This is a genomic window from Longimicrobiales bacterium (assembly GCA_035764935.1).
In the GTDB taxonomy this organism is placed as follows: domain Bacteria; phylum Gemmatimonadota; class Gemmatimonadetes; order Longimicrobiales; family RSA9; genus DASTYK01.
Genome location: DASTYK010000077.1, coordinates 21,657 through 27,656, shown reverse-complemented (window position 1 = coordinate 27,656; position 6,000 = coordinate 21,657). Strand labels below are relative to the sequence as shown.

General features: G+C 64.2%; 6 protein-coding genes and 1 tRNA gene. 6 read left to right on the top strand and 1 reads right to left on the bottom strand.

Going from position 1 to position 6,000, the window contains the following annotated elements; genetic code table 11:
• From rpiA to VFU06_06295, 6 genes are all read left to right on the top strand, one after another.
• Positions 1 to 666: ribose-5-phosphate isomerase RpiA (gene rpiA / locus VFU06_06320; GenBank protein ID HEU5209009.1), on the top strand; the 666-nt coding region annotated here is incomplete at its 5' end.
• 98 nt (positions 667 to 764) lie between these two features.
• Positions 765 to 1,649, top strand: coding sequence for a fructose bisphosphate aldolase (locus VFU06_06315; protein ID HEU5209008.1), 885 nt, complete (start codon positions 765 to 767; stop codon positions 1,647 to 1,649).
• Positions 1,650 to 1,661: 12 nt separating this feature from the next.
• Complete coding sequence (gene rpe, locus VFU06_06310; GenBank protein ID HEU5209007.1) at positions 1,662 to 2,348, top strand: ribulose-phosphate 3-epimerase; 687 nt, start codon at positions 1,662 to 1,664, stop codon at positions 2,346 to 2,348.
• Between the two features lie 163 nt (positions 2,349 to 2,511).
• The gene (locus tag VFU06_06305) at positions 2,512 to 2,940 is read left to right on the top strand and encodes a polymer-forming cytoskeletal protein (protein ID HEU5209006.1); all 429 of its coding nucleotides are present in this window, start codon (positions 2,512 to 2,514) and stop codon (positions 2,938 to 2,940) included.
• A gap of 124 nt (positions 2,941 to 3,064) precedes the next feature.
• Positions 3,065 to 3,751 carry a hypothetical protein gene (locus VFU06_06300; protein ID HEU5209005.1) on the top strand — a complete coding sequence of 229 codons (687 nt, stop codon included), beginning with the start codon at positions 3,065 to 3,067 and terminating at the stop codon, positions 3,749 to 3,751.
• A gap of 88 nt (positions 3,752 to 3,839) precedes the next feature.
• Positions 3,840 to 3,922: transfer RNA gene (locus tag VFU06_06295), tRNA-Leu, on the top strand.
• Positions 3,923 to 4,892: 970 nt separating this feature from the next.
• Here the strand turns inward: VFU06_06295 and VFU06_06290 are convergent.
• Positions 4,893 to 5,561 carry a hypothetical protein gene (locus tag VFU06_06290; protein HEU5209004.1) on the bottom strand — a complete coding sequence of 223 codons (669 nt, stop codon included), beginning with the start codon at positions 5,559 to 5,561 and terminating at the stop codon, positions 4,893 to 4,895.
• Positions 5,562 to 6,000 lie beyond the last annotated feature (439 nt).

Genomic DNA, 6,000 nt, shown 5'->3' with positions numbered 1-6,000 from the left:
GCCGAGCGCGCGGTCGAATACGTCCGGTCCGGGATGCGTCTCGGACTCGGCACCGGCTCGACCGCGTGGCATGTCGTTGACATCGTCGGTGGCAGGCTGCGTGACGGCTCGCTGCGCGACATCGTCGCGGTCCCGACGTCGCGCGCGACGGAAGAGCAGGCCCGCTCGCTCGGTATCCCGCTGGCGACGCTCGACGACATCGTCAGCCTCGACCTGGCGATCGATGGCGCGGACGAGATCGATCCGCAGCTCGACCTCATCAAGGGGCTCGGTGGTGCGCTGCTGTGGGAGAAGATCGTCGAACACGCGGCCGGCCGGCTCGTCATCGTGGCGGACGACTCGAAGCTGGTTCAGCGGCTCGGTCAGAAGGCGCCGCTGCCGGTCGAAGTCGTGCCGTTCGGCGCGCGCGCGCTGCTGCCGTTTTTCGAGTCACTCGGTGCACGGCCGGAGTTGCGGGAGCGTGATGGTGGGCCGTTCGTGACGGACGGCGGTCATTACATCGTGGACCTCCGTTTCGATGGAGGCATGACGGACGCGGCAATGGTCGAGCGCGCGCTGCGTGCACGGCCCGGCATCGTCGAGACGGGGCTGTTTCTCGGAATGGCGGATGTTGCAGTGATTGCGGGTGCCGACGGTGTGCAGGTGATGGAACGTCCGGCGCGCTGAGGCAGGTCTCTTGATATCCGGATGCGTCTGCGGTGGAGCAGGGGATCGCTCTCGCAGCGGGGCCGGGCCATGAACGCAGGATCGCACAGGAGGCGAGCGTGAACAGGGAGATGTTCGAGAAGATCCGTGAAGGCGACGGCTTCATTGCCGCGCTCGACCAGAGCGGGGGCAGCACGCCCAAGGCGCTGAAGGCGTACGGCGTCGGCGAGGACGCGTACGGCAACGAGTCGGAGATGTTCGACCGCATCCACGAGATGCGGACCCGCATCATGACGAGTCCGGCCTTCGACAGCCGCATCATCGGCGCGATTCTCTTCGAGAACACGATGGACCGCGACGTGAACGGGAAGGGCAGTGCCCGCTACCTCTGGGAGGAGAAGGGCATCGTTCCCTTCCTCAAGATCGACAAGGGGCTCGCAGCGGAAGAGGACGGCGTGCAGCTCATGAAGCCCATGCCTGGCCTCGATGCGCTGCTGGCACGCGGTCGTGAGAAGGGCGTATTCGGCACCAAGGAGCGCTCCTTCATCAAGCGCGCGGATCGCAAGGGCATCCAGGCCAATGTCGATCAGCAGTTCGAGGTCGGTCGCCAGGTGCTCGCGGCCGGACTGGTGCCGATCCTCGAGCCCGAGATCGACATCCACGCACCGGACAAGGCCGAGGCCGAGGCGATCCTGCGCGACGCGGTCCTCGAGGGGCTGAACAGGCTGTCGGACGACCAGTACGTGATGCTCAAGATCACGATTCCGGACGAAGCGGACTTCTACCGGCCGGTGGTCGAGCATCCGCGCATGCTCAAGGTGGTCGCGCTCTCCGGCGGCTACAGCCGCGAAGAGGCGAACGAGAGGCTCGCGCGCAATCCGGGCGTGATCGCCAGCTTCTCGCGCGCTCTCACGGAAGGGCTGCGCGCGGACCAGAGCGACGACGAGTTCAACCGTACGCTGGACGAGGCGATCGGCGGCATCTACGCAGCCTCCATTGCGTAGCGGCTCCGCCTGATGAACCGCGAAGACGCCATCAAGATCGCGCCCTCCATCCTGTCCGCAGACTTTGCCCGCCTCGCCGACGGCATCGCCGAGGCCGAGGCGGGCGGCGCGGACTGGATCCACGTCGACGTCATGGACGGCCACTTCGTGCCCAACCTTACGATCGGGCCGCCGGTCGTGAAGGCAGTACGACGGGTAACGGAGCTGCCACTCGACGTGCACCTCATGATCGAGAAGCCGGAACAGCTCGTCGACGCGTTCATCGACGCGGGCGCGAACTGGCTCACGGTGCACTACGAGGCGGTCACGCACCTGCACCGGCTGCTCGAGCACATCCGTTCGCGCGACGTGCATCCCGGCGTGTCACTGAATCCGCATACGCCCGTCAGCGTGCTGGAGGAGATCCTGCCGTACGTCGATCTCGTGCTGATCATGAGCGTCAATCCCGGCTTCGGCGGGCAGCGCTACATCCCGACCAGCGCCGCCAAGATCGCGAAGCTGCGCAGCATGCTGGACGAGCGCAGCCTGTGGTCCGTCGAGATCGAGGTGGACGGCGGGATCGGACCGAAGACCGCCGGAGAAGTCGTGGCCGCAGGCGCGACCGCACTGGTCGCGGGCGCCGCCGTGTACAACGAGCAGGCGAGTGTGGCGGAGAACATCCGCTCGCTGCGCGCGGCGGCGGCGGGCGTAAGGCAGTAGTACCGGTGCGGGCAGTTCAGCCGCACCGGGCGGGCGTTGGCGCAGCAGCCGGAGAGGGGCCAGTTGCCGTTGCTCGTGCGCGCTGTCGCTCGCGCCCGTGCTCCGACGCGGCCAAGCTCCCGTCGCGGCGCGGCCGCATGCATCAACCTGGGAGGAGCATTGAATGTTTGGCAGAAGCGAACGTGAAGACGCTGCGGCTGAGGCGTCGACTGCGCGGCCATCGTCGAGGGATGGCGCGCCGGTCTCGCTGATCGGCGAGGGGATGACGATCACGGGCAACATCACCGTGGATGGCACGCTGCGCATCGAAGGCAACCTGAAGGGCAACGTCGATGCGACGCAGGGCGTCGTGATGGGCCCGCAGGCGGTGGTCGACGGTGACATCAAGGCCCGGGACGCGATCATCGGCGGTCGCGTGCGCGGCGGGATCACGACGACCGGTCGGCTCGAGCTGCACGCGACCTGCGACGTCGAGGGGGATATCGACGCGGTTCGCTTCAAGATGGACGAGGGAGGGCGCGTGAGCGGCAACGTCCGGATCGGGCGTGCGGCGAGTGCGCAGAGTGGACGGCCGGCGGCGGCCAAAACCTGAGAAGCATGCACACCTGACGTGCGCGGGGCGCTACTGTCCCGCGCATTCACGCCCGGGGACTTCCTCTTGCGCTGACTGGCCTCACCCGCGGTGAAACGGCCAGTACTACGGCCAGGAGGGAATCATGTATCACCGATCCGTCCTTTCCGCCCTTGCAGCAGTATCCCTGATCGCCTGCAGTGGAAACCGACCCGACCTCGCACCCGCGCCGGGTGCGCAGGCGGCGCCACCCGGACGCGGCAGCGGTGCGACTGCCACGGTGGAAGGTGTGACTGTCGAAGCGCGTGCCGGCGCGTGGAACGGCGTACCGAAACACCTCGAGGCGGAATCGATCCCGCTGCTGGTCGAGATCAGCAACAACGGTGAGCGTCCATTGCGCCTCCGTTACAACGAGATGCAGCTCGTCGCCCCGAATGGCGAGACCTTCAACGCGATTCCTCCGTATCGTGTCGAGGGCGATGTCGCGGAGAACGTCGACGTCAGGTTCAGGGGCACAGGGTTCCTCATCGCCCCCTACCTGTCGCGCTACTACCCGCTCTACGATCCGTTCACCGGTGCGTTCTTCTACGATCGCGCCTACTACGACCGCTTCGTGCCCGCCTCGATCAACGTCGAGCTGCCGACGACGGACATGATCAGCATGGCGCTGCCGGAGGGCGTGCTCGAGCCGGGCGGCCGCATCACGGGCTTCCTGTACTTCGAGGATGTCGAGGACCTGGACATCCCGTCGGTGAACTTTACCGTCGCGCTCGTCGATGCCGGGAGCGAGGAGCGCATCGGCACGGTGGAGATCCCGTTCACGGTGCAGTAGGGGTGAGCTGCGGGTGCCGGCTAAGCGGCACCCTTGCTGTGGTCTGAGACTAGGCGGCAGCGACCGGGCGACGCTATCTTTTCGCGTCGCCCGGGTGGCGGAATGGCAGACGCAGGGGACTTAAAATCTCCGGGTCGTAAGACCGTGAGGGTTCGACCCCCTCTCCGGGCATCGGTGCGGCGCAAGGGCTTTCGGGCTTTTGCGCCGCTTCGCTTTCCTCCGTAAACCCCGCCAATGGGGTTCATTTGGGTTTGTTGGGCCGATTCACTGTGCCGCCTTCCTCTTACGCGGCGTCTCCTCGAGCAACGAGCGCAGATGCTCCGGAATCAGATGAGCGTAGCCGATGGTCGTTTGGAGGCTAGCGTGCCCAACCGCCTCCTTCACCTTCACGGCGCTGTTGACGTACTACTCCCTCCGCCCGGCGTGGACTACCCGGAGCGCCGACGCGTGAAGGTGCGCGAGTCTGTTGGCGGTAACGTTCTCGTTCAGCGTCCGTCGCGGGATGCTCGCCCGCGCCGCTGGCTATGGCTTACGCTCCCGAGACGCAGCGACACCTACAACACGCAATGGGAATTGCTCCTCACGTTCGATTACCAGTACCGCGTAGAGAACGGCGTATACCCGTATGTTGGCGTCTGGGAGGATGAGACGGGCGCGGGAGGCTTTGACCGAATGGACGGCGCTAACCGTGTCCTAACGCTGGCCAAGATTGTTCAGGTCACGCGTACGGCGGAGCCACACTACTATCCGGAAACCTTCGTAGAGTTCTATGTGACAGACCCAACGTATACGACGTTCTAATTCGTTAAGCTGTCCCACTCGTCAAGCGCCAACTCTAGCTCCTTACGGGCGGCACCTATCAGGTCGGGACGGCCACTACGTAAGTACTGCCGGGCAACCAACACCCTGTGCGCCGGGTACGCTAGAGGCCCTTCGAAACATGTTGCAGTGTCGATTCGCTCAAGAACGGCGCTAAGTATCTCGTCCACATGTCGGACACATGCCTCCGGGTTCCCATGGTGCAGCAGGTCCCACACTATGAGCGCGAAGTTAATCGGCCAGATGGGAGGCTTCCTGTAGTCCCAATCGTCAATCACTAGCCTGCCGACTCTGCAAGTTTATTGAGTTGCCAAGCACACGCTTAGCTGAGGTTGTGGCGCCCAAGATGATCGGCCACGACCCACTTTCGATGGCGTTGCCGACTGAAATATCCCCGCCGACCTTCCCGGTCGCCATGACCAGCCGTCAGCGCGTCCTTTTCTACTAAATCGGCGCTCTCAATGACGCGTAGTAGAGTTTGCGAAAAGCTCCTCATGTGTTTTCGCGCCCGTAAGCCGTCGTAGCGAAGTAGCACGGCGCAGATCCGATCCAGACGTATCAGGTAGACACTCAGGCGTGGGGCGCCCACCCGAATCAATGGTTGCAGCTCCCGCGCAAGGTCCTGCAAAGACTTGACCTCGCGTAAGGCGACAAGAACGGTCCTATTTCTGAGTTCTTCGGGCGGCGAGTGTTGGAGTATAGCCGCGCAGCCCTCTAAACGTTCGAGCGGATAATCGATACGTTCTGCGAGTTCGATGGGGGCAGCCTGTAGCTTTCGGCGCTCAATGTTCAGCAACTCCACGGACGCAGCAGAAGTCTTGGCCATGTACACGGCTGCGAAGGCGCTGGCGAGGGCCGCTGCGGTCGCTACGAGACTCGTAGCCAATTGAGGGCCATACGTGTCCGCAACGTAAAGCACGAGACCCAGCATAAGCATCGCCGTGCCGAGCGCGAGCATGATGGAAGGAATTCGCCCGTAGCGCATCCGCATTTCGCGCCGGGACTCCCGTAAGCCCGTGCGAACGAGGTATGAGGTTCGGCGCCAGCGACTGCGAATTCTTATGCGTAGCGCTTGGTAGCGTGTAGCAGGTGGCGTGGGTGCCATCGTCGGCCTCCGGGAACGAGATGGGTGCGGGGGCCTTCAATGTAATTCGGCGAAGTGTCGGACACTAAGGCTCCTCTCTGCTGCTACGACGAGAAGGGCGCGAACCGAAGCCCGCGCCCTCTCCTCTACATTACCTGTCGGCTCTCCTCAAGGGCCATGACGGCGGCCACCATACCGATCACTCATGTAGTCCGCTCCCGGCCAGACCGTCCACTCGTACCCAATGGCCCGCAACTCACCATGGGGTTCATCGCGGGGTTTGTTAAGTCGTCCGCACTGTTCCCGCGAGTCTCTGACGACGAATGCCGATAAGTCCTTGATATAC

What these genes read in the sequence shown, in the direction of transcription:
- rpe (HEU5209007.1), top strand. Translation starts at nt 1,662, where the DNA reads ATGAACCGCGAAGACGCCATCAAGATCGCGCCCTCCATCCTGTCCGCA.
- VFU06_06305 (HEU5209006.1), top strand. Translation starts at nt 2,512, where the DNA reads ATGTTTGGCAGAAGCGAACGTGAAGACGCTGCGGCTGAGGCGTCGACT.
- VFU06_06300 (HEU5209005.1), top strand. Translation starts at nt 3,065, where the DNA reads ATGTATCACCGATCCGTCCTTTCCGCCCTTGCAGCAGTATCCCTGATC.
- VFU06_06290 (HEU5209004.1), bottom strand. Translation starts at nt 5,561, where the DNA reads ATGCGGATGCGCTACGGGCGAATTCCTTCCATCATGCTCGCGCTCGGC.